Genomic DNA, 20,628 nt, shown 5'->3' on the forward strand with positions numbered 1-20,628 from the left:
GCTCAGCAGCGCACCGAACGCCACCGCCGACTTGATCGTGCCCTGGAACGCCGGACCCGCCTCGGTCACGCCCAGGTGCAGCGGATAGTCGCACTGCGCCGCCAGCAGGCGGTACGCGTTGACCATCACCACCGGGTCGTTGTGCTTCACCGAGATCTTGATGTCCCGGAAACCGTGCTCCTCGAACAGCGAGCACTCCCACAGCGCCGACTCCACCAGCGCCTCCGGGGTGGCCTTGCCGTACTTCTCCAGCAGGCGCTTGTCCAGCGACCCGGCGTTCACCCCGATCCGGATCGGCACACCCGCCTCGGAGGCCGCCTTGGCGATCTCCTTCACCTTGTCGTCGAACTGCCGGATGTTGCCCGGGTTCACCCGCACCGCCGCACAGCCCGCGTCGATCGCCGCGAACACGTACTTCGGCTGGAAGTGGATGTCCGCGATCACCGGGATCTGCGACTTCCTCGCGATCTGCGGCAGCGCGTCCGCGTCGTCCTGCGAGGGGCAGGCGACCCGGACGATCTGGCAGCCCGCCGCGGTCAGTTCGGCGATCTGCTGCAGGGTCGCGTTGACGTCGGCGGTGAGCGTGGTCGTCATGGACTGGACGGAGACGGGGGCGTCGCCGCCCACCGCCACCGACCCGACCTGGATGCGCCGCGAACGGCGGCGCTCCGCGAGCGGCCGGGCCGGGACGGAGGGCAGGCCGAGCTGGACGGGCTCGACAGCTGTCATCGCGACGTCACTTCCCGCGGTTGCCGGCGATGGTCTCCCGGGTGGCCCTGATGGACTCCTTGAGGGAGGTCATCGTGGCCAGGACGGCGGTCGGCTCGTAGCCGCAGTGCGCCATGCAGTTGGCGCAGCGCGGGTCCTTGCCGCGGCCGTACTTGCTCCAGTCGGTGTCCTCGACGAGCTCCTTGTACGTGGTCACGTAACCGTCGCTCATCAGGTAGCAGGGGCGCTGCCAGCCGAACAGGGAGTAGTTGGGGATCGCCCAGGCGGTGCAGGGGAAGTCGACCTTGCCTTCGAGGAAGTCCAGGAAGAGGGGGCTGTGGTTGAGCCGCCACTTCTTCCGGTTGCCGCCCGAGAAGGCCTTCTTGAACAGTTCCCGGGTCTGTTCCACGCCCAGGAAGTGCTCCTGGTCGGGAGCCTTCTCGTAGGCGTAGGCCGGCGAGATCATCATCTCGTCGACCTGCAGGTCGTCATTGAGGAAGTTGAGCACCTCGATGATGGTCTGCGGGGTGTCGGTGTTGAAGAAGGTCGAATTGGTGGTGACCCGGAATCCGCGCCGCTTGGCCTCCTTGATCGCCTCCACCGCCTCGTCGAAGACGCCTTCCTTGGCGACCGACTCGTCGTGCCGCTCACGCAGTCCGTCGATGTGCACGGCGAAGGCGAAGTAGGGCGAGGGGGTGAACTTGTCCATCTTCTTGCGCAGCAGCATGGCGTTGGTGCAGAGGAAGACGTACTTCCGCTTCGCCACCAGTTGCCGCACGATCTCGTCGATCTGAGGGTGCATCAGCGGTTCGCCGCCGGCGATCGACACCATCGGCGCGCCCGATTCGATGACGGCGCCGACGGCCTGCGCCACCGGCATGCGCTGCTTCAGCACACCCGCCGGGTGCTGGATCTTTCCGCAGCCCTCGCATTTCAGGTTGCACGCGAAGAGTGGCTCGAGCTCGACGATGAGCGGGAACTTCTCGCGCCTGCGGAGCATTTTCTGTTCGAAGAGGTAGGTGCCGACCCTGATGGACTGTCGGAGTGGCATGGCCATCTAGCTCACCTCCAGGGGAGCGTGGTAGAGCGGTGCCAATCGAGAAAGGCAGGAAGCAGGTCCCTCAGCACGCGGAAAGCGGTGATCCCCGTGCGGAGCGTGCCGACCCGCACGAGCTCGAACTCGGGCGTGTCGACGACCACGCGGGCCGCGGCGACCGGGCGTGGACCCCGGGCGAGCGCGGCCCGCATCATCGCCGCCGACTCCATGTCGACGGCGACGGCACCGGTGGCCCGGAGCGCCGCCCGCTCCGGGCCCCGTACGACGTGGTCCGACTCGGCGAGCCGGCCGACGTGCACGGTGTGTCCCGCCGCCTTGAGGGCGGCGGCGAGTGATTCCCCGTCACGCGGCTCGTCGGCGACGACCACGTCGCCCGGCCGCATCCCGGGGGCCAGCCCGGCGCAGAAGCCGGTGGTGAGGACCGCCGCCCCGTCCAGGGCGGGGTCGCGCAGCGCGGCGGCGACGGCGCGTTCCGCGGCCTGGGGCCCCATGCCCGTGCGCACGAAGGCGATCGGGCCCGCGGCGTGGCTGCGGTCACCGCCGCGCAGGGCGAACCGTTCCACCCGTAGCGCGCAGACGATGAGCAGAGGTGGGCCGGCCGGCCCCATCAGGCCCCCTTCCGTAGCCCGCCGAGCGGCTCGCCGTGCACGTAGCGCCCGAGGGCGGTGAGCGGGAAGACCATCCGGTAGAGGTGGTAGTTGATGGAGAAGTCCCGGGGGAAGCCGGTGCCGGTGAAGTACGGCTCGTCCCAGGACCCGTCCTCCTTCTGGGTCCGCGCCAGCCAGCGCACCCCGCGCCGTACGGCCTCGCCCTCGCGTTCGCCGGCCGACAGCAGGGCCAGCAGGGCCCAGGCCGTCTGCGAGGCGGTGGACTCGCCGCGGCCGACCCACTCGTCGGAGGAGTAGGAGCGCAGGTCCTCGCCCCAGCCCCCGTCCTCGTTCTGGACGGACTCCAGCCAGCCCACCGCCCGCCGGATCGCGGGGTGGCCCGCCGGGAGGCCGGCCGCGACGAGGGCCGGGACCACCGATCCGGTGCCGTAGATGTAGTTGACGCCCCAACGGCCGAACCATGCGCCGCTGCGCTCCTGTTCGGCGAGCAGCCAGTCGATCCCGCGCCGGGTGTGCGGGTCGTGCTCCAGGCCGAGGGCGGCCAGCATCTCGACCACGTGGGCCGTGACGTCGGCCGACGGCGGGTCGATGACCTCACCGAAGTCGCAGAAGGGCAGCCGGTTGGGGAAGGCGCTGGTGTTGTCGGCGTCGAAGGCGCCCCAGGCGCCGTTCTTCGACTGCATCCCGACGTTCCAGCGCACCCCGCGGTCGACCGAGGCCTTCACCCGCTCCGGGTCCGGGTGGTCGACCCTGATCAGGGCGAGGACCACCTCGGCGGTGTCGTCGATGTCGGGGTAGGTGTCGTTCTGGAACTCGAACGCCCAGCCACCGGAGGGCAGGCCGGGCCGCTGCACGGCCCAGTCGCCGCGCTTGGTGATCTGCTCCCCCAGCATCCAGTCCGCCGCCTTGACCAGCGCCGGGTCGTCGGCGGGGACGCCGGCGTCGGCCAGCGCGATGGTCGCCAGGCAGGTGTCCCAGACCGGGGACTGGCACGCCTCGATCATCCGCGTGTCCTTGTCCGGCCAGACCGCGAAGTCGTCCAGCGCCTTGAGTCCGGCGCGCAGCACGGGGTGGTCGAGGTCGTAGCCGAGCAGGTGGAGCGCGATGACGGAGTACACGGCGGGCGGCTGGATGCCGCCGAAGCAGCCGTCGTTCTCCTGGCGTTCGATGATCCAGCGCGCCGCCGAGCGCATCGCGGCACGGCGCAGCGGACGGACGGTGACCTTGCGGTAGGCGTGCAGGGCCCGGTCGACCCGCTGGAAGAACCCGTCCCAGCTGGACAGCGGTGCCCGCGGGACCGGCGGATTGGGCCGCGCGGGGTCGGTGTGCAGCTCGTCGAGGGTGAACGGGGCGGGCCGTACGGGCCGGTGGGCGCCGACGATCGTCAGCGGCACGATGGTCTGCCGGGCCCAGCTGGCGAAGGAGTAGATGTTGAGCGGGACCCACTTGGGCAGGTAGATGAGCTCGGGCGGCAGCTCCGGGAGGTCGTCCCAGCGCCACCAGCCGAACAGCGCGAGCCAGATCCGGGTGAAGACCCGTGACCGCGCGATGCCGCCCTGCTCGCGGACGAAGGCCGAGGCGGCGGCCATCCACGGCTCCTCGGGGGCGTCACCGGCGAGCCGCAGCGCGACGTAGGCCTCGACGGTGGCCGAGAGGTCGCGCGGCCCCCCGTGGAAGGTGGCCCAGGCGCCGTCGTCGCGCTGCTGGGACCTGATCCAGCGGGCGGCGGCCCCGACGACCCGTTCGTCCTGGATGCCGAGGAACTGACGGAGCAGCAGGTCCTCGGCGTCCATCGTCACGTTGGTCTCGAGGTCGCCCTTCCACCAGCCGTCAGGATGCTGACGCGCCAGCAGGTGGCCGGTGGCCCGGCGCGCGGCCTCGGCCGCGAGCTCCTCGGTCGTTCCGGTGCTGCCGCCGGGCCAGGGAACTGACGCCGGTTCCGGAATCGCGCCCGCGGTCTTCGTTCTGGCCGAGGGTGTCCCGCGGGCCGCCTCGCCCCCGGGACCGCCGTCGGTCGTCGCTGTCATGGCTTCCCCTTTGCACAGTCGTTCCGTCTGCGGTGTTGGGGCTGCCGTCGGCCGTCACGCGCGCCCGGCCGGCGACGTACTGCGCTCCAGTTGTTTCCCTACTTCTCGCGAACCACCACGAAATCCGCCAGGCCCACGAGCTTACGGCGAACTTCTCCCGGCATGTCCATTTTGTCGAGTGCGGCGATCGCGGTGGCGTACTGCCGGCGGGCTTCCCGGGAGGTCCACTCCCGGCCACCGGCCTCCTCGATCAACGCCGCCCTCGTCGCGAACTCTTCCTCGTCGAAGGACTCGATGTCATTACGGTCCGATGAATCCGCGGCCTTCGCATCCGCGGCCAGGAGTTCGGCCAGGCGCTGCGAGGCCGAGCCGCCCGCGGCCAGCGCCGCGACCACCGGCAGGGACTTCTTGCGCTGGCGCAGGTCGCTCCAGGTCTGCTTGCCGGTGGCGGCCGGGTCGCCCCAGATGCCCAGCAGGTCGTCGACGGCCTGGAAGGCCAGGCCGAGGTGGTAGCCGTACTCCTCCAGGGCGTCCGCGTCGGCCTCCGAGGCGCCGCCCAGCACCGCGCCGATGGAGCAGGCGCAGGCCAGCAGGGCGCCGGTCTTGTTGCCCTCCATCTCCAGGCACTCCTCGACGGTGACCCGCTCGCGGTGCTCGAAGGAGATGTCCTGGGCCTGACCGTCGATCAGCTTGCGGGTCGCGGTGGTGATCCGGCGGGTGGCCCGGCCGGCCTCGACGGTGCCCTGCTCCAGCAGGATCTCGTTGGCGAGGGCGAAGAGCGCGTCGCCGACCAGGATGGCCTGGGCGGGGCCGTGCACCTTCCAGACCGTGTCGCGGTGGCGGCGCTGCTCGTCACCGTCCATCAGGTCGTCGTGCAGCAGGGAGAAGTTGTGCACCAGCTCCACGGCGACCGCGCCGGGGACGCCCACCTCGGGGGCGGCGCCCGCCGCCTCCGCGGACAGCAGTGCGAGTGCGGGGCGCACGGCCTTGCCGCTGTCGCCGTGGGACGGGTTGCCCGCGGCGTCGATCCATCCGAAGTGGTAGGCGGCGACGGTGTCCATCGGGGGTGCGAGGCGGTCCACGGCGGCGCGCAGCACCGGCGTGGACAGCTCGCGGCCGCGCTCCAGCAGCACGGTCACGGTCTCTCTGTCGACGCCCGCGGTCATCTGCTCGTTGCCAGCGGTCACATTCTCTCCTCTGATTGCACTGGTCATGCTCATACCGGCTCCAGGCCTTCGATTGCGAAGGTACGTGGGTCGAAGGGATGGCGGAGTGCGGTCAAAGCTGCGCGGGAGGCTTGCAAACCGCTGCGGACCGCGCTTTCCATCGTCGCGGGCCAGCCGGTGGCGGTCCACGCACCGGCGAGCCAGACGCCCTGCGCGCGGGTACGGGGACCCGGGCGGAGGGCGCCGACACCGGGGGCGGGCGCGAAGGTCGCGGTCCGTTCCCTGGTGACGAAGAAGTCCAGGACGGCGGCCTCACGCGCGGCCGGGAGCAACCGCTCCAGCTCCGGCAGGTAGCGCGCCCGCAGCTCGGCCACGGGGAGGTCGATCTCCTCCTGGGCCGCCGACTGGGACAGGGCGACGTACTGGCCTTCGCCGGTCAGGCCGGAGTGCTCCGTACGGTCGAAGACCCACTGCACGGGGCTGCCGAGGGCGGCGAGGAAGGGCTGCCGCAGGACCTTGCGGTCGTACACGACGTGCACGTTGAGGATCGGCGCGGTGCCGATGCGCAGCAGCGCGTCCTGGTCCGCCAGGGCGCCGGCGGGCAGCAGCCCGTGGGCTTCCTGCTGGGGCACGGCCAGCACGACGGCGTCGGCCGTGAAGCGCTCGGCGCGCCCGGGACCGGTCTCGGCCTCGACCTCCCAGACCGGTCCGCCCTCCCCGGGGCCGCCGTCGGCGGACCGTACCGGCTCGGGCGCGTCCGTGCGGGTGAGCGAGGTGGCGCGGGTGCGCAGCAGGGTGCGCACGCCCGCCTTGTCCAGGGCGGTGCGGGCGCGGTCGTCGTGCAGCTCGCCGAGCGGGCGGGCGGCCCAGCCGATGTCCGCCGCGCCCGGCGCGGAGAGCAGCCCGGTCTTGAAGACCATGGCGGCCAGGCCAAGTGACGCCTCGTCGGCCGTGGCGTTGAGCGTCGCGACGCCGACCAGGTCCCACAGCGCCTCGACGGTGCGGGCCGACTGGCCGTGCTCGCGCAGCCAGCTGCCGAAGTCGACGGCGTCCAGCGCCGGGTCGGTGGGGTCGAGCGAGCGCAGCGCGAGCGCGGCCCGCCCGACGGACGCCCGCTCGCCCAGGGACAGGTGCGGGTAGGTGGCCAGGCTGGCGGCCAGGTGCAGCGGTACGGGCAGCCCCGCGCGGCGCAGCCGGCCGAGCCGGGGCCGGGAGGTGGCCACGTCGAGCACCGGCACGTCGAGCCGGTCCTGGAGGGTGACGAGGTCGGCAGCGTCGATGCGTTCCAGGAACCGCAGGTAGGCGACGCAGCACCGCAGGAAGACGTGCTGGCCGTTGTCGACGGTCAGGTCGCCGCGCCGGAAGGAGAAGGCGAGCCCGCCGAGCCGGGGCCGGGCCTCGAGCAGGGTGACGCGGAGCCCGGCGTCGGCCAGTGCCAGCGCCGCCGTCGTGCCCGCGAGCCCGCCGCCGATCACGACGGCCGTGCGCTCAGCCATGCGTCCTCCCCCGGGTGCCGCCGCGCGCGGCGCGGCGCACCATTGCCGACAGTGACGCCTCCGGCACGACGGCGGTTGCCTCACGGCGGCGGAAAACGGCGGTTTTCCGCGAGGCTGCCGCTCCCGTGCCGGTTGCGGTGCTTTTGCCGGTGCGGGGGAAGGCGCCCGCGGCCGGTGGAGCGGGCGTCACACGCGCCTCCTGGCGGCACGTCGGGCGTCGAGACCGGCGAGGCCGCGCGCCGCGACGTACGCCTTCTGGTGACCGGGCAGCGAGACCCGGCCGCGGAGGACGGCCTCGGGGTCGGCGGCGATGCGCTCCAGGAGACGGCGGTAGATGCCGGCCATGGCGGAGACGCAGGCGCCGCTGCGGCGGTCCAGCATGGGCAGCAGCCGGTACCCCTCGGCGAACAGGGCGCGGGCCCGCTTGACCTCGAACTCGACCAGGCCCGCGAAGTCGGACCCCGGCGGCGGGGTGTCGGTGAGGAACCCGCCGGAACAGCCGAACTTCGCGAGGTCCTCGGCGGGCAGGTAGGTGCGCCCGTTGGAGGCGTCCTCGCGCAGGTCCCGCAGGATGTTGGTGAGTTGCAGGGCGAGCCCCAGGGTGTCCGCGTACTCCGCGGCGCGCTCCCGGCCGGGCGCGCCGGGCACGGTGCCGAAGACGCCGAGCGAGAGCCGGCCGATGGCGCCGGCGACGCACCGGCAGTAGGAGGCGAGGTCGTCCCAGGTCTCGTAGGTGTCGCCGCGCAGGTCCATCTGCACGCCGTCGATCAGCTCGTCGAGCCCGCCGAGCGGGAGCGGGAAGCGGCGGGCGGCGTCGGCGAGCGCGACGGCCACCGGGTCGGTGTCGTCCTCGGTGACGGCGCCCTCCCGGACCCGGGTGAGCAGGGCCCGGGTCCCGTCCAGCCGCTGCTGCTTCTCGGGGAGGTCGAGGTCGCCGTCGCCGATGTCGTCCACCCGCCGGGAGAAGGCGTACAGGGCGGACATGGCCTGTCGCTTGGGGGTGGGCAGCAGCCGGATGCCGTAGGCGAAGTTCCGGGCCTCGTGGCCGGTGACGACCTCGCAGTAGCGGTAGGCCGCGAGTACCGGGCCGGACATGCGATCGGAGCCGTTCACGGTCCGGCTCACCCCTCTCTTCGCAATGTCGACCCCACCTCGCGCAGCAGGCTGAACGTGCCCGCCTTGGGCGGACCCGGCAGCACGTCGTACCCCGCGTCCGCGATCGCCCGCAGGGCGGCGCGGCCTCCTCCGGCGAACCCGGCGAGCAACAGCCTGAGCCTGCCGTGGACGCTACCCACCAAGGGGGTGCCTTCATTCAGGAGGTCTCGGGCGCGTTCGGCTTCGTACGCGACCAGTGCGCGCACCGGTGCGCCTGCGTTCGCGGCGGTGAGATCGGTTTCGGTGACGCCGAAGCGCTTCATGTCCTCGGCGGGCAGGTAGATGCGGTCGCGGCCGAGGTCCTCGGCCACGTCCTGGAGGTGCTCGATGATCTGCAGTGCGGTGCAGATCGCGTCCGAGCGGCGGATCCGCTCGGGTGTGGCGGTGCCGGTGATGCCGAGCACGAGCCGGCCGACCGGGTTCGCCGACAGCTCGCAGTAGGCGAGGAGGTCCTCGTAGGTGGCGTAGCGGCGGACGACCTGGTCCTGGCGGTTGGCCTCGACGAGGCCGAGGAAGGGCGCGGGCGTGAGGCCGTGGCGCCGGACGGTGGGCTGCAGGGCGCGCAGCAGCGGGTGGCGGACGTCGTCGGGGCCTGCGTCGAAGACCCGGCGCAGGTCCGCCTCGAAGGCGTCGAGCATGGCGAGGCGGTCCTCGGCCGCCTCCGCGGGCAGCCCCAGCCGTACCGCGTCCGTGCGGCCGCCGTCGGCCAGGTCCCCGTCGCCGATGTCGTCGACGAGCCGGGCGAAGCCGTAGACGGCCATCAGGTCGGCGCGCCAGGAACGGGGGACGAAGAAGGGTGCGACGGGGAAGTTCTCGCGGGCCGCCTTGTCGAGGACGGCACGTGAATGAGGATCCGGCGCCGTGCCAGCCCGTGCCTCGGGCTTGAGACCGGTCACCGTGGACGTCCCGGTGTGCGGGCGGTGGGTGTTTTCTCCCCAGGGGTCCACAGAGCCATTGCCGTCACATCCCCCGTTCTACACCGATAGCCCATTACACCCAATTTCGGACACGCCGCTCCTATAATTCCTGCTCCTGGCTGTCCCGGCACTCGAACCGACTCTCCGGACGTATCGCCCGAGATCCGGCGATTGAGTACCGCTACAGCTTACGGCGCGGACCCGCTCCGGCGTGCGCCGGGGGGCGGACCGATGTCGATCCGAAAGCAGCAACGCACGAACCGTGGGTTCCTGTCCCCGGTGTCTCGCAAAATCCCGGGAAAATCATCGGCCTCATTCGCCCCGTGGTCCGCGCGCCGCGGATGCGCCGGGCGCGCGCCCACTCACTTGGCGTATCCGTACGCGGACCCGCCGGCGTCCCGGACGAAGGGATCGGCGCCGGGTGGACGGCCGCCGTCGCGGCCGTGGCCGAGCGCGGGCGAACACCACGCGGGAGCGGGAGAGTTCGGCGGACCGCCCGGGACGTGCGCCGGCCCGCGCCTCCTGTCGGGGGCGCGGGCCGGCCTGCGGGGTCACTTCGAGGTGAACTCCTCGTACGCCTTCAGCACGATGTCGGTGGGGCCGTCCATGCGCAGCTCGCCCTTCTCCAGCCACAGCACGCGGTCGCAGGTGTCGCGGATCGACTTGTTGTTGTGGCTGACCAGGAAGACCGTGCCGGCCTCCTTGCGCAGCTCGCGGATCCGCGCCTCGGAGCGCTTCTGGAACGATCGGTCACCGGTGGCGAGCGCCTCGTCGATCATCAGGACGTCGTGGCTCTTGGCCGCGGCGATCGAGAAGCGCAGCCGGGCCGCCATGCCGGAGGAGTAGGTGCGCATCGGGAGGGAGATGAAGTCGCCCTTCTCGTTGATGCCGGAGAACTCCACGATCGACTCGTAGCGCTCCCGCACCTCGTCCTGCGACATCCCCATCGCGAGACCGCCGAGGATCACGTTGCGCTCGCCGGTCAGGTCGTTCATCAGGGCGGCGTTCACGCCGAGCAGCGAGGGCTGGCCCTCGGTGTACACCTTGCCGCTCTCCGCGGGCAGCAGGCCGGCGATGGCGCGCAGCATGGTGGACTTGCCCGAGCCGTTGGAGCCGATCAGCCCGATCGCCTCGCCCCGGTAGGCGGTGAAGCTGACGCCGCGCACGGCGTGCACCTTGCGGACGTTCGGATCGCCCCTGCGGGTGACCAGACGGGACAGGGCGCCGACGGCACTGCCCTTGCTGCTGCCGGCGCCGTGCACCCGGTACACGATGTGCAGGTCGTCCACGATCACGGTGGGGACGCGCTCGCCGCCCTCGGCGGTCTCGTTGTGCTCAGCCACGGCCGTACCTCTCCTCGGCCTTCCAGAAGTAGACGAAGCCCCCGATGCCCATGACCAGGGCCCAGCCGAGCGCCAGCGCCCACACGTGCGGGGGCAACTGCTCGGCGGTGAAGCTGTCGATCAGCGCGAAGCGCATGAGGTCGATGTAGACGGCCGCCGGGTTGACGTCCAGGGCGATCTTGACCGCGGTCGGCGCGGCCGCCGCGAAGTGGCTGATGCTGTACATGACACCGGAGGCGTACATCCAGGTCCGCAGGATGAACGGCATCAGCTGCGCGAGGTCGGTCATCTTGCTGCCGAGCCGCGCCATCACCAGCGCCAGGCCCGCGTTGAAGACGCACTGCAGGACGAGCGCGGGCGCGACGAGGACCCACGACGGCCCGGGCACCTCGCCGGTCATCAGCACGATGGCCAGCAGCACGAACATCGACATCAGCAGCTGCTGCAGCTGGACCAGGGTGAAGGCGATCGGCAGGCTCGCCCGCGGGAAGTGCAGCGCGCGGATCAGCCCGAGGTTGCCCGAGACGGCGCGCACCCCCGCCAGCACCGAGGACTGGGTGAAGGTGAAGATGAAGACGCCGGTGACCAGGAAGGCGATGAAGTTGTCGACACCGCGGTCGGTGCCCAGCAGCAGGCCGAAGATGAAGTAGTAGACGGCCGCGTTGAGCAGCGGCGTCAGCACCTGCCACAGCTGGCCCAGCCGGGCCTGGGTGTACTGGGCCGACACGCGGGCCCGGGCGAACGCCGAGATGAAGTGACGGCGGCTCCACAGCTGCCGTACGTACTCGGCGAGACCCGGCCTGGCACCACTGACCGACAGGCCGTACTTGGCCGCCAGCTGGGACGGCGTGAGGCCGCCGCCCGCCGGGGGCACCGGGCCCACGGCGACCGCACCGCCGTGCGTTGTCTCGCTCACAGTTGACACTTTCGTCCTCTTGGCGCGCCACGGGCCGGGCCCGTCGCGCGGGGTCACTCATTTCCGAGCTTGTCAGATGATGGGGGGCCGGCCCAGTCGGGCGAGGCGCCACACGGTCCGCCACCGCATGGGCCGGCGCGGGCCGCTCGGGGTCGTCCAGCCCTCCTTGAAACCGCCGAACCACGCCCTCAGCGCGGGGCCCGAGGGTCTGCGCAGCAGGGTCAGCAGCATCCACACGCCGAGGTAGACGGGGACCAGGACCCAGGGCAGGTTGCGGCGGGCCAGCCACACGCGGTTGCGGGCCACCATCCGGTGGTAGACCGCGTGCCGGCTCGGAGCGGTCAGCGGGTGGAACAGCACCATGTCCGCGCGGTAGTCGATCATCCAGCCCGCGTCGAGGGCCCGCCAGGCGAGGTCGGTCTCCTCGTGGGCATAGAAGAACTCGTCGGGCAGGCCGCCGACCTGCCGGAAGACCTCCGTGCGCACCGCGTTGGCGCCGCCGAGGAAGGTGGTCACGCGCGAGGAGCGCAGGGGGTCGGATGCCCGCAGCCGGGGGACGTGGCGGCGCTGGGTGGTCCCGGACTCCGGGTCGGCGATCCGGAAGCTGACGATGCCGAGCCGCGGGTCCGCGGCGAAGGCCTCGCGGACCAGCTCCGCGGTGTCCTCGTTCGGCAGCAGTCCGTCGTCGTCCAGGAAGAGCAGGACGTCCACCTCGCCGCCACCGGGGCCGAAGGCCTCGATGCCGACGTTGCGGCCGCCGGGGATGCCCAGGTTCTCGGGCAGCTCGACGGCCCGCACCCCGGCGGGCAGCTCGGGCAGCGGTGAACCGTTGCCGACCACGGCGACCTCGATCGCCGGGCCGCGCTGCTTGGCGACCGAGTCCAGCAGGTCGCGCAGTTCCTCGGGGCGGTTGCCCATGGTGATGATCACCGCGCCGAGGCGGATCGTTCCGGCCGACGTCCCCACGGCGCTCACCTCAGCCTGCTCGACGCGAGGATCGACACCAGGTGCAGCAGCGTCTGCAGCACGGCGATGGCGGCCAGGAGGCAGACGGCGATGCGGGTGAAGAGCAGGTCGCCGTGGACGAAGTCCGCGACACCGGCGGCGAGGATCAGCAGCGAGGCCTCGACACCGCCCACCAGCCGGTGGAACTTCAGCGCGGCCGCGGCCTTGCGGGCCAGCGCCAGTCCGGAGGACCGGGGCACGGAGGCCTCGTCCTGGACGGCGGACAGACCGCTGCGGGAGCGGGCCACGTCCACCAGGTCCGTCTCGGCCTTGATCAGGATCGCGCCGAGCGCGGCCAGCGTCCCCAGGAACGCCCAGCCCCACTGGGTGGTGGCGCCGTCGCGGTGGAAGAGGTCGGCCGCGCGCAGCCCGAAGCCGACCAGCAGCGCCGCCTCGGACAGGTAGTGCCCCACCCGGTCGAGGTAGACGCCGGTGATCGAGGTCTGCTTGCGCCAGCGCGCGACCTCGCCGTCGACGCAGTCCAGCAGCAGGTACAGCTGGATCAGCAGCGCGCCGGCGACGGCGCCGGGCAGGCCGGGCACGAGCAGCGCCGCGCCGGCCGCGATGCCCGCGACGATCATGAGGTACGTGAGCTGGTTGGGGGTCACCCGGCTGTTGACGAGGTGCCGGGTCCAGCGCAGCGAGATCTCCCGCATGTAGATGCGCCCGGCCCAGTGCTCACCGCTGCGCCGGTCCTTCAGCCCCGAGGGGTGAACGACCGGCCGCAGCTCAGCTACCGATGGTTTTGGCATAGTCGGCGTATGCGTCCCTGATCTGGTCGGTGGAGAGCTCCAGGTGCTCCAGGATCGTGTAACGCCCGGGGCGGGTCTGCGGAGCGTATTCGACGGCCGTGACGAACTCGGCCTCGGTGAAGCCGATTTCACCCGGCGTCGTGGGCAGCCCGTGGCGGTGCAGCACCTCCGCGAAGAGGCCGGCCTCCTCCTCGGCGCCGCGCAGGAACATCGCGAAGGCGGCGCCGATGCCGACCTGCTCGCCGTGGGCGGCGGCCCGCTTGGGGTACAGCAGGTCGATCGCGTGGCTGATCTCGTGGCACGCCCCGGAGGCGGGGCGGCTGTCGCCGCTGATCGACATCGCGATGCCGGTGAGCACCAGCGCCTCGGACAGCACGGTCAGGAATTCGTCCTCACCCGTGCCGCCGGGGTGCCGCAGCACCGACTCGCCGGCGGTGCGCGCCATGGCGGCGGCCAGCCCGTCGATCGGCTCACCGGTCTCGCGGTGGGACAGCTCCCAGTCCGCGATCGCCGAGATGTTGGACAGGGCGTCGCCGATGCCGGAGCGCACGTAGCGGACCGGGGCCTCGCGGATCACGTCCAGGTCGATGACGAGCCCGATCGGGGTCGGCACGCCGTAGGAGCCGCGGCCGTTGTCGTTGTCCAGGGTGGACACCGGCGAGCAGATGCCGTCGTGCGAGAGGTTGGTCGCCACCGCCACCAGCGGCAGGCCGACGCGCGCTGCGGCGTACTTGGCGGCGTCGATGATCTTGCCGCCGCCGAGCCCGACCACCGCGTCGTAGCGGTTGCCGCGCATGGCGTCGGCGAGCTTCACCGCGCTGTCGATGGAACCGCCCGCGACCTCGTACCAGTCCGCGCCCGGCAGCGCCGGGGCGAGCCGCGCCCGCAGGAGGGCCCCCGAACCGCTGCTTATCGCGATGGCCAGCCTGCCGGAACTGGAGATGCGCTGGTCGGCGAGTACGGTCGCCAGGTCGTCCAGGGCTCCGGCACGGATGTCGACGACGACCGGCGAGGGGATGAGCCTCGTCAGTACCGGCACGCGATCTCCCGGGCACGGTTCAGGTCGTCGTGGTTGTCGATCTCGACCCAGGAGACCTCGCCGATGGGGGCGACGTCGACCTGGAAGCCGCGGTTGACCAGCTCCTGGTAGCCGTCCTCGTAGTACAGCTGCGGGTCGCGCTCGTAGGTGGCCTTCAGCGCGTCGGCGAGGTCGGCGGCGGCCTCGCCCTCGATGAGGGTGACGCCGATGTACTCACCGGTGGCGGACGCCGGGTCCATCAGCTTGGTGATCCGCTGGACGCCCTTGCCCTCGGCCGTGATGACCTTCATCTCCTCGTCGGCGAGCTGCTTCACCGTGTCGAGGGCGAGGACGATGCGCTGCCCGTTGCCGCGGGCGGCGAGCAGGGTCTTCTCGACGGAGACCGGGTGCACGGTGTCTCCGTTGGCGAGGATGACGCCTTCCTTGATGACGTCACGGGCGCACCACAGGGAGTAGGCGTTGTTCCACTCCTCGGCCTTGTCGTTCTCGACGAGGTGGAGCTTCAGGCCGTACTTGGCCTCCAGCTCGGCCTGCCGCTCGTAGACGGCCTCCTTGCGGTATCCCACGACGATGGCGGCCTCGGTCAGGCCGACCTCGGCGAAGTTGCCCAGCGTGAGGTCCAGCACGGTCGTGGTCCCCTCACCCGCCGGGTCCACGGGCACCAGGGCCTTCGGCAGGGTGTCGGTGTAGGGGCGCAGTCGCCGTCCGGCGCCGGCCGCCAGCACGAGGCCGATCATGCGGGTCCTCCAGTTTCGTCGTGTACAGCGGGTGCATGTGATGACACCCAGAAGCCGATGCTCTCGGTGAGCACCACCACCGCCAGCGCGACGGCGAGAGCCGTCAGCGCGACCGTGAAAATCGTGTTGTGCGCCAGGGCCGCGGCCGCCGCCGTGACCAGCAGTGCCCGGCCTTCGTGACCGCCCGTCGCGCGGACCAGGCCCCGCGGGGGCGCACCGCTCCCGCCGCGGATGCGGTAGACCGTGTCGTAGTGATGGTAGGCGACCGCGGCCACCAGCCCGAAAGCCGCGGGCAATGCTCCGTTCACATCGGAGACCGCCGCGAGCACCAGGATGGTTCCGTATTCGGCCGCGCGGAAGACCGGCGGCACGATCCAGTCGAGGGCTCCCTTGAGCGGCCGGGAGACGGCGAGGGCCGACGTCACGGCGTAGCAGCCGGCGGCGGCCAGGGGCCACGGACTGCCGGCCGGCGCGAGCAGCGACGTGGCGATTATCACTGCCGCGCCCAGCAGGGCGGCCGCCGGGATGCCGTGGCCCCGGAAGAGACGCGCGAGGCCCTCACCGAGCGGGCCGGTGTCGGCGAGGTCGGCCAGTGCCCGGGCCGCGGCGTCGCCGCAGTGCGTCGCCCCGCGCACCGAGCGCAGCACGCGGCCCGCCGTCGTGTAGCAGGCGGCCAGTCCGGAGGCGACGAGGAGCACGGTGAAGGTGATGCGCGGCGTGGTCGCCGCGGTGAGCACCGCGATCAGCGCCCAGCGTTCGCCGATGGGCAGCACGATCATGCGCCGCAGCCACACCGTCCACCCGACGCGGTCGAGCTTCCGGGACAGCGCCGCCGCGCCGGCGCCGGTCGCGCCGTCCTGGGCGGACTCGGAGAAGGCGAAGTCCACGAGGTGGCGGCAGGTCTGCAGCAGTATGGCGCCGAGCGCCAGCGCCCAGACGTCGTCACCGCCGCGGGCCGCGCCGACCGCGAGGCCCGCGTAGTAGGCGTACTCCTTGACGCGGTCGAAGGTCGCGTCCAGCCAGGCGCCGAGCGTGGAGTACTGCAGCGAGTAACGGGCCAGCTGGCCGTCGGCGCAGTCCAGGACGAAGGACGTCAGCAGCAGCACGCCCGCGGCGACGAAGCCCGGCCGGGTGCCGGTGGCCGCGCAGCCGGCCGCGACCAGGGCCACCAGCAGCGAGGCGGTGGTCACCTGGTTCGGGGTGAGTCCGCGGCGGGCGCACCAGCGCGCGATGTGGCAGGAGTAGGGACTGATGAAGAACGTGGTGAAGAAGCCGTCACGGGACTTGACGGCGCTGCGCAGCCGCACCGCCTCGTCGTCCACGGCCGCGACGGCCGCCTCGGCGCTCACGCGCCCCGCGGCGTCGGCCGGTACGGTCGCGATCAGGACGCCGAGCTCAGGACGGTGCACGCGGACGCCGTCCTTCTCCATGCGCCCGGCGAGCCGGTCGGCGAGGGCCTCCCCCTCGTCCGCGCCCTCATCCCCGGTCTCCGCGAGGGCTCGCACGAGGGCGGGGCGGGCGGCGGGCCGCACCGACACGGCGCCCGGCACGGCGGAGACGTCGAAACGCGGATCGACCAGCCCCAGGCGCAGCGCGTGCAGGTGCCCGACGAAGCACGGGTCGACCACGGCGACGCGGTCGGCCGCCGGGGCGGCGCGGAGGCTCGCCGCGAGCGAGGCGGCGTCCTCCGCGGTGACGACCTCGAACCCGAGGGTCCGCAGGTCGCCCTCGATCGGCGACATCGCGACCGGCGTACCGGTGAGGATGGCGGTCGACAGAAGGACTCATCTCCCTGGACGTGCGTGAGTACTCGGCGCCTGCCGGGGACGCCGCCGCCACAGGGTGCGACGTGCCGCGGGGCCGTGTCGGCAGAGGCTATCGGATTCCCGGAAGGCTCCGTTCACCGGCCGTTTCCCCTGCGGTGGGCCGCTGGGCGTGATCATCATGGTCGATCGCACGGGCGTCGACAACCGCCCGGTACGCCCCGTGGAACAGGGGTCACTGTGGGTGCAGGTGAGTGGCCGCTCCGGGAGGGGTGCCGGGTGGCCGTTCGAACGGCCCGGGGGTGCGTGGTGGGACCGGGACGTCGCCGGGTCCCGGTGCCGGCCCGGCGTCCGTCCGTCCGCGTTCCTCGACCCGGTGTTCCGCGAGCCGACGGCGGCGGACCCGCTCCCGCGCCGAACCACTAGGGTGGCGCCATGACTTGGTTGATCACCGGCGGGGCCGGCTTCATCGGATCTCACGTGGTGCGGGCGATGAGCGGCGCGGGCGAGCGCGTGGTCGTGCTCGACGACGGCTCGGCCGGTGTGCCGGCCCGTGTGCCCGCGGACGTCCCCGTGGTGACCGGCTCCGTCCTGGACCGCGCCGTGCTGGACCGCGCGATCGCCGAGCACGGCGTCACGGGCGTCGTGCACCTGGCCGCCAGGAAGCAGGTCGGCGAATCGGTCGAACAGCCGATGCGCTACTACCGGGAGAACCTCGGCGGCCTCGGGACGCTGCTGGAGGCGGTGGCGGACGCGGGGATCGGCCGTTTCGTCTTCTCCTCCTCCGCCGCCGTGTACGGCCTGCCCGACGTGCCGCTGGTGACCGAGTCCACGCCGTGCCTGCCACTGAGCCCCTACGGCGAGACCAAGCTGGCCGGCGAGTGGCTGGTCCGCGCGGCCGGGCGGGCGCACGGGATCTCCACCGCCTGCCTGCGCTACTTCAACGTCGCGGGGGCGGCCGAGCCCCGGCTGGCCGACACCGGGGTGTTCAACATCGTCCCGATGGTCTTCGACAAGCTGACCCGCGGCGAGGCCCCGCAGATCTTCGGCGACGACTACCCCACCCCCGACGGCACGTGCGTGCGCGACTACATCCACGTCGAGGACCTCGCCGACGCCCATCTCGCGGCCGCCCGCTGGGTCGGCGAGCGCGACGGCGGCACGGACCTGACGGTGAACATCGGACGCGGCGAGGGCGTCTCCGTCCGGGAGCTGATCGACATCGTCCTCGAGGTCACCGGCCGCAAGGACGTCACGCCGGTGATCCTGCCGCGGCGCGCGGGCGACCCGGCGAGCGTGGTCGCCTCGTCCGCGCTGATCCGCCGGGAACTGGGCTGGACGGCGAGCCGCGGCATCCGCGAGATGGTGGAGTCCGCGTGGGAGGGCTGGTGCCTGAACCACCCGCAGGCGCGCCGCGCCTGACCACGGGCGCTCCCCCCGCGGCCGTCACGCTCCCCATCGCCGCAGGTCACCGCGGCTGACAGCGGCCACCGTCGGCGAGTTGCCCACGGAAGGTGACCGTTGTTCACTGGGCACGCCGGTCTCCGCGCGCGGGCACGCCGTCGCGTGGAGGCGGCGGACGGGAGCGTCGGGCGATGGGCGCAGGGCACGCGCACGGCCACGGCCACTCGCACGGGCCGGGATCCGTACCGACGGGCACCGCGGCCGCCGCGTACCGCGGGCGGCTGCGCATGGCGCTCGGCATCACGCTGCTGATCCTGGTGGCCGAGGTCACGGGCAGCGCGCTCACCGGGTCGCTCGCCCTGCTGGCCGACGCCGGGCACATGGCGACCGACGCGGCGGGCCTCGCGATGGCGCTGGTGGCCATCCACTTCGCCAACCGCCCGCCGAGCGAGCGCCGCACCTTCGGGCTGGCGCGCGCCGAGATCCTGTCGGCGGTGGCCAACGCGGTGCTGCTGTTCGGCGTGGGCGCCTTCATCTTCTACGAGGCGGTCCGCCGGCTCATCACGCCCACCGAGGTGGAGGGCGGGCTCACCGTCGTCTTCGGTGCGATCGGCCTGGTGGCGAACTCGGTGTCCCTGCTGCTGCTGATGCGCGGGCAGCGCGAGAGCCTGAACGTCCGGGGTGCGTTCCTGGAGGTCATGGCGGACGCGCTGGGCTCGCTGGCCGTCGTCGTGGCGGCGCTGGTGATCCTGGCCACCGGCTGGCAGCAGGCGGACCCGGTCGCCTCGATCCTGATCGGGCTGATGATCGTCCCGCGGACGTGGAAGCTGCTGCGCGAGGCGATCGACGTCCTGCTGGAGGCCGCGCCCAAGGACGTGGACATGGCCGACGTGCGGGCGCACATCCTCGCGCTGCCCGGCGTGGCCGGGCTGCACGACCTGCACGTGTGGACGATCACCTCGGGGATGCCGGTGCTCTCCGCGCACGTCGTGGTGAGCCGGGACGTCCTGGACGCGGTCGGCCACGAGAAGATGCTGCACGACCTGCAGGGCTGCCTCGGCACCCACTTCGACGTGGAGCACTGCACCTTCCAGCTGGAGCCGGTCGGACACGCGGAGCACGAGGCGCGGTTGTGCCACTGACGGCACGCCGCGCCGTGCGACGCAGTGTCACGAAGCCTGAGCGCGCTGCAACCACGTGGCGTGTCCCCGCGTGAGGCAAACTGAGGTCTTGTCGTCGAAGCAAAGGATGGCCATGCCCACGAGCCCCGCCGCCGACCGGCCCCGCACACCCGCCGCGGACCCCTCCTCCAACGGTGCCCCGGCGCCGATCCTCCTCGAGCTGGTCGACGAGACCGGGGTGACGATCGGGACCGCGGAGAAGCTGTCGGCCCACCTGCCGCCGGGGCGGCTCCACCGTGCGTTCTCGGTCTTCCTCTTCGACGGCGAGGGAAGGCTGCTGCTGCAGCGCCGGGCGGCGGGGAAGTACCACTCCCCCGGCGTGTGGTCGAACACCTGTTGCGGCCATCCCTACCCGGGCGAACCGCCCTTCGTCGCCGCCGCGCGCCGCACCGGCGAGGAGCTCGGTGTGGCGCCCGCCCTGATGCGGGAGGCCGGCACGGTCCGCTACAACCACCCGGACCCGGCGTCGGGGCTGGTCGAGCAGGAGTACAACCACCTCTTCGTCGGCCTGGTGACCGCACCCCTGGAGCCGGATCCGGAGGAGATCGACGAGACCGCGTTCGTGTCGCCCGCCGAGCTCGCCGCGCTCCGCGCCGCCGGGCCGTTCTCGGCCTGGTTCCCGACCGTGCTCGATGCCGCGCTGCCGGCGGTGCGCGAGCTGACGGGGGACGCGGGCTGGTAGCCCCGGCCGGTGCGCTCGGTGCGGCCGGCCGCGGTCGGTGCGGTCGGTGCGCTCGGTGCGCTCGGTGCGCTCGGTGCGGTCAGTGCACCAGGCCGGGCGGCAGCGGGAGCGCGGCCCAGATGACCTTGCCGCCGGTCGTCGTCTGCTGGACGTCGCACATCCCGCCCGCCTCGGCGGTGACCGTCTTGACCAGCAGCAGGCCGCGCCCGCCGGTGTCGGCGTCGTCGACCTGCAGGGCCTTGGGCCGGTACGGGTGGTTGTCCTCGACGGCCACCCGTACCCAGTCCACTCCGACGGCGAGTTCCACGGCGATCTCGGGAGACAGCAGTGCGGCGTGCCGCACCGCGTTGGTGACCAGCTCGGAGACGATCAGCAGCAGGCCGTGCAGCAGTTCCTCGCTGACCGGCACGCCCTGGCGGACGACCAGGTCCCGTACCGCGTGCCGGGCCTGCGGCACCGAGGAGTCCAGCGCGGGGGCGGTGAAGCGCCACACGCCCTCGTAAGGGCGCGGGACATCCGGCGCCATCGGGGGCACCGGTTCGGAGGGCGGGACGCTCCCGCGTACGTCCATGGCGGTCTTCACCCTTGCATTCGCGATGCACCCCGCGGCCCCCGCGGGCCGCCCGCGGCGGCGGCGAGGTCCGCCTCACGGATCGAGTGTCGGCAGCCGAC

19 protein-coding genes are annotated in these 20,628 nt (G+C 72.4%); 3 read left to right on the plus strand and 16 right to left on the minus strand.

Translation table 11 applies throughout. The annotated features are described in order from the left end of the window. The 15 genes from ispG to PV341_RS24325 form a co-directional block, all read right to left on the minus strand. The coding region (ispG, locus tag PV341_RS24255; RefSeq protein WP_500358956.1) for a flavodoxin-dependent (E)-4-hydroxy-3-methylbut-2-enyl-diphosphate synthase at positions 1–729 on the minus strand (729 nt) is incomplete at its 3' end. A gap of 7 nt (positions 730–736) precedes the next feature. Beyond that, positions 737–1,765 carry an adenosyl-hopene transferase HpnH gene (gene hpnH, locus PV341_RS24260; RefSeq protein ID WP_500323860.1) on the minus strand — a complete coding sequence of 343 codons (1,029 nt, stop codon included), beginning with the start codon at positions 1,763–1,765 and terminating at the stop codon, positions 737–739. Positions 1,766–1,770: 5 nt separating this feature from the next. Next, on the minus strand, positions 1,771–2,373 hold the full coding sequence (locus tag PV341_RS24265; protein WP_500323859.1) for a phosphorylase family protein: 603 nt from the start codon (positions 2,371–2,373) through the stop codon (positions 1,771–1,773). Continuing rightward, positions 2,373–4,400, minus strand: a complete 2,028-nt coding sequence (gene shc / locus PV341_RS24270) for a squalene--hopene cyclase (protein WP_500358957.1) — start codon at positions 4,398–4,400, stop codon at positions 2,373–2,375. The genes PV341_RS24265 and shc overlap by 1 nt, the downstream gene beginning before the upstream one ends. Before the next feature lie 98 nt (positions 4,401–4,498). Next, on the minus strand, positions 4,499–5,620 hold the full coding sequence (locus PV341_RS24275) for a polyprenyl synthetase family protein (protein ID WP_499515201.1): 1,122 nt from the start codon (positions 5,618–5,620) through the stop codon (positions 4,499–4,501). Further along, positions 5,617–7,062, minus strand: coding sequence for a hydroxysqualene dehydroxylase HpnE (hpnE, locus tag PV341_RS24280; protein WP_500323857.1), 1,446 nt, complete (start codon positions 7,060–7,062; stop codon positions 5,617–5,619). Before hpnE ends, PV341_RS24275 begins: the two co-directional genes overlap by 4 nt. A gap of 186 nt (positions 7,063–7,248) precedes the next feature. Then, complete coding sequence (gene hpnD, locus PV341_RS24285; RefSeq protein ID WP_499515199.1) at positions 7,249–8,157, minus strand: presqualene diphosphate synthase HpnD; 909 nt, start codon at positions 8,155–8,157, stop codon at positions 7,249–7,251. Between the two features lie 26 nt (positions 8,158–8,183). After that, positions 8,184–9,113, minus strand: a complete 930-nt coding sequence (gene hpnC, locus PV341_RS24290) for a squalene synthase HpnC (RefSeq protein WP_500323856.1) — start codon at positions 9,111–9,113, stop codon at positions 8,184–8,186. A 572-nt stretch (positions 9,114–9,685) separates the two neighbouring features. Beyond that, the gene (locus tag PV341_RS24295) at positions 9,686–10,477 is read right to left on the minus strand and encodes an ABC transporter ATP-binding protein (protein ID WP_500323855.1); all 792 of its coding nucleotides are present in this window, start codon (positions 10,475–10,477) and stop codon (positions 9,686–9,688) included. Then, positions 10,470–11,393: an ABC transporter permease gene (locus tag PV341_RS24300; protein ID WP_500323854.1), complete on the minus strand. Its 924-nt coding sequence runs from the start codon at positions 11,391–11,393 to the stop codon at positions 10,470–10,472. Before PV341_RS24300 ends, PV341_RS24295 begins: the two co-directional genes overlap by 8 nt. A gap of 72 nt (positions 11,394–11,465) precedes the next feature. Next, positions 11,466–12,311, minus strand: coding sequence for a glycosyltransferase family 2 protein (locus tag PV341_RS24305; protein ID WP_500323958.1), 846 nt, complete (start codon positions 12,309–12,311; stop codon positions 11,466–11,468). Positions 12,312–12,364: 53 nt separating this feature from the next. Beyond that, positions 12,365–13,150: a CDP-alcohol phosphatidyltransferase family protein gene (locus PV341_RS24310; protein ID WP_500323853.1), complete on the minus strand. Its 786-nt coding sequence runs from the start codon at positions 13,148–13,150 to the stop codon at positions 12,365–12,367. Continuing rightward, the gene (locus PV341_RS24315) at positions 13,128–14,189 is read right to left on the minus strand and encodes an iron-containing alcohol dehydrogenase family protein (protein WP_500358958.1); all 1,062 of its coding nucleotides are present in this window, start codon (positions 14,187–14,189) and stop codon (positions 13,128–13,130) included. Before PV341_RS24315 ends, PV341_RS24310 begins: the two co-directional genes overlap by 23 nt. Continuing rightward, positions 14,177–14,926, minus strand: a complete 750-nt coding sequence (locus tag PV341_RS24320) for a phosphocholine cytidylyltransferase family protein (protein WP_500323851.1) — start codon at positions 14,924–14,926, stop codon at positions 14,177–14,179. The genes PV341_RS24315 and PV341_RS24320 overlap by 13 nt, the downstream gene beginning before the upstream one ends. Then, positions 14,923–16,704, minus strand: a complete 1,782-nt coding sequence (locus tag PV341_RS24325) for a DUF5941 domain-containing protein (RefSeq protein ID WP_500358963.1) — start codon at positions 16,702–16,704, stop codon at positions 14,923–14,925. The genes PV341_RS24320 and PV341_RS24325 overlap by 4 nt, the downstream gene beginning before the upstream one ends. Before the next feature lie 420 nt (positions 16,705–17,124). Between PV341_RS24325 and galE the strand changes: the two genes are divergently transcribed. The 3 genes from galE to idi all read left to right on the plus strand — a co-directional run bounded on the left by galE (position 17,125) and on the right by idi (position 19,956). Next, on the plus strand, positions 17,125–18,111 hold the full coding sequence (gene galE / locus PV341_RS24330) for a UDP-glucose 4-epimerase GalE (protein WP_500323850.1): 987 nt from the start codon (positions 17,125–17,127) through the stop codon (positions 18,109–18,111). A gap of 173 nt (positions 18,112–18,284) precedes the next feature. After that, the gene (locus tag PV341_RS24335) at positions 18,285–19,235 is read left to right on the plus strand and encodes a cation diffusion facilitator family transporter (RefSeq protein WP_500323849.1); all 951 of its coding nucleotides are present in this window, start codon (positions 18,285–18,287) and stop codon (positions 19,233–19,235) included. Positions 19,236–19,347: 112 nt separating this feature from the next. Beyond that, a complete protein-coding gene (gene idi, locus PV341_RS24340; RefSeq protein WP_500323848.1) occupies positions 19,348–19,956 on the plus strand; it encodes an isopentenyl-diphosphate Delta-isomerase in 609 nt (202 codons plus the stop codon). Between the two features lie 79 nt (positions 19,957–20,035). On the opposite strand, the gene PV341_RS24345 is transcribed toward idi, so the two are convergent. Further along, positions 20,036–20,527, minus strand: coding sequence for an ATP-binding protein (locus PV341_RS24345; protein ID WP_500323847.1), 492 nt, complete (start codon positions 20,525–20,527; stop codon positions 20,036–20,038). Between the last annotated feature and the right edge of the window lie 101 nt (positions 20,528–20,628).

Source organism: Streptomyces sp. PA03-1a (assembly GCF_033792805.1).
In the GTDB taxonomy this organism is placed as follows: Bacteria; Actinomycetota; Actinomycetes; order Streptomycetales; family Streptomycetaceae; genus Actinacidiphila.

What these genes read in the sequence shown, in the direction of transcription:
- hpnH (WP_500323860.1), bottom strand. Translation starts at nt 1,765, where the DNA reads ATGGCCATGCCACTCCGACAGTCCATCAGGGTCGGCACCTACCTCTTC.
- PV341_RS24265 (WP_500323859.1), bottom strand. Translation starts at nt 2,373, where the DNA reads ATGGGGCCGGCCGGCCCACCTCTGCTCATCGTCTGCGCGCTACGGGTG.
- shc (WP_500358957.1), bottom strand. Translation starts at nt 4,400, where the DNA reads ATGACAGCGACGACCGACGGCGGTCCCGGGGGCGAGGCGGCCCGCGGG.
- PV341_RS24275 (WP_499515201.1), bottom strand. Translation starts at nt 5,620, where the DNA reads ATGAGCATGACCAGTGCAATCAGAGGAGAGAATGTGACCGCTGGCAAC.
- hpnE (WP_500323857.1), bottom strand. Translation starts at nt 7,062, where the DNA reads ATGGCTGAGCGCACGGCCGTCGTGATCGGCGGCGGGCTCGCGGGCACG.
- hpnD (WP_499515199.1), bottom strand. Translation starts at nt 8,157, where the DNA reads ATGTCCGGCCCGGTACTCGCGGCCTACCGCTACTGCGAGGTCGTCACC.
- PV341_RS24305 (WP_500323958.1), bottom strand. Translation starts at nt 12,311, where the DNA reads ATGGGCAACCGCCCCGAGGAACTGCGCGACCTGCTGGACTCGGTCGCC.
- PV341_RS24310 (WP_500323853.1), bottom strand. Translation starts at nt 13,150, where the DNA reads ATGCCAAAACCATCGGTAGCTGAGCTGCGGCCGGTCGTTCACCCCTCG.
- PV341_RS24320 (WP_500323851.1), bottom strand. Translation starts at nt 14,926, where the DNA reads ATGATCGGCCTCGTGCTGGCGGCCGGCGCCGGACGGCGACTGCGCCCC.
- galE (WP_500323850.1), top strand. Translation starts at nt 17,125, where the DNA reads ATGACTTGGTTGATCACCGGCGGGGCCGGCTTCATCGGATCTCACGTG.
- PV341_RS24335 (WP_500323849.1), top strand. Translation starts at nt 18,285, where the DNA reads ATGGGCGCAGGGCACGCGCACGGCCACGGCCACTCGCACGGGCCGGGA.
- idi (WP_500323848.1), top strand. Translation starts at nt 19,348, where the DNA reads ATGCCCACGAGCCCCGCCGCCGACCGGCCCCGCACACCCGCCGCGGAC.
- PV341_RS24345 (WP_500323847.1), bottom strand. Translation starts at nt 20,527, where the DNA reads ATGGACGTACGCGGGAGCGTCCCGCCCTCCGAACCGGTGCCCCCGATG.